This is a genomic window from Thermoplasma sp. Kam2015, from assembly GCF_003205235.1.
Taxonomy (GTDB): domain Archaea; phylum Thermoplasmatota; class Thermoplasmata; order Thermoplasmatales; family Thermoplasmataceae; genus Thermoplasma.
The window spans coordinates 1-712 of record NZ_QJSM01000051.1; the positions used below are offsets into that span (position 1 = coordinate 1).

At 31.6% G+C, this 712-nt stretch carries 1 protein-coding gene; it reads right to left on the reverse strand.

All coding sequences use genetic code 11. The annotated features are described in order from the left end of the window. Positions 1–712 (reverse strand): transposase (locus DMB44_RS09435; protein ID WP_161952132.1); only part of this gene is annotated, 712 nt, incomplete at both ends.

The following is a 712-nucleotide window of genomic DNA, read 5'->3' on the forward strand; positions in this document are numbered from 1 at the left end:
ACAAAGGTCTTATCATCATTGTCCTTTACTAGTTCAATTGTCAATTTCTGCAGTCTATCCCTTATGACATTTCTCTGCCTGTGCTTTGCCTCCTTTAATTTTCTATCCCTTTTTGCAGGATTCCTGATATGCCTCTGAATCTTTGTCCTTTTTCTTGCATAATCCCTCTGTGCCTTTGCTATATGGGATGTATCTATTGTATCTGTTTCAACTATCTCATCGTCTTTTATAACAGTATAATCAATTGTTTTAAAATTCAAATCAAATCCGATTATATTGTTATTTATCAATGGTTTGTCATCAGTTCCGGTAATGAATGTTATGCACACCTTTTTATCCGTCAACAATACCTCTGATATTTTATATTTCGAATATTCATTGTATTTTTTATTCTTTGTTATAATTGGTATGTATTCATACTCATTTGGCCTTATCGTGATCCTTAATTTATTATCCTCTATTCTTATTAATTCTGAATCTATTCTCATTGCAAGTCTTTCGGCCTTTATTATTTTCAATTTCTTGTTGTTCTTCTTATAAGACCTTAATATTGCTATAGCAGTCCTGCACACTGGATTTATATGGTGTTTGGCGTAATCAATATTGTTATCATAATATTTCTTTAATGATCTTCTAAGGGTAATGGGGGATGGCAGTTCATTGTTGTTGGATTTGGCTATCGAGTATGCATTTATTATAGCCTTATTTATTA